The organism is Vibrio sp. 378 (genome assembly GCF_033339435.1).
Window position 1 is genome coordinate 1 of record NZ_JAWOUO010000973.1, and the last position, 559, is coordinate 559.

The following is a 559-nucleotide window of genomic DNA, read 5'->3' on the forward strand; positions in this document are numbered from 1 at the left end:
AGCTGTTTTTAAAAGCTAAAATCCTTGGCCCGCATTGTGATTACTCCTTCTATCAGAAACCCAATCTTAAGAGCTCAAGGAGAAACACATGACGGATATCGTAGTATTTGGCGAAGACTTCGGCGGCTTACCATCATCAACGCAGCACATCGTTCAGCGACTTGCCACCAACCATCGCATTCTTTGGGTTAATTCCATCGGTTTAAGACAACCAAAACCGACGAGTAAAGACATTCAACGTTTAGTGAGCAAGATTTCCCGCGTTTTCGGCGATACTGGCTCAGATAAGCCAACCATGCATTGTGATGCGGTAGACAACATTTTCACGGTAAATTTGCTGACAATACCGGCTCCCCACTCTGCTTTTTCAAGAAAAGTGGCAGCGAAGATGATGCAGCACCAACTAGAAAAACACTTAAAAGCGTTGAACTTCGACAACCCACTGTTTTGGACATCCCTGCCAACCGCCGCTGATGTATGTAATGCCATGAATAAACGCGGGCTGATTTACTACTGCGGAGACGATTTTGGCGCGTTAGCGGGCGTTGATCATCAAACA

Annotated in this window: 1 pseudogene; it reads left to right on the forward strand. The window is 45.8% G+C overall.

The features are described from left to right. Window positions 1–88: 88 nt before the first annotated feature. A pseudogene (locus R7Q48_RS29875) lies at window positions 89–559 on the forward strand (glycosyltransferase family 1 protein); the annotation flags it as partial.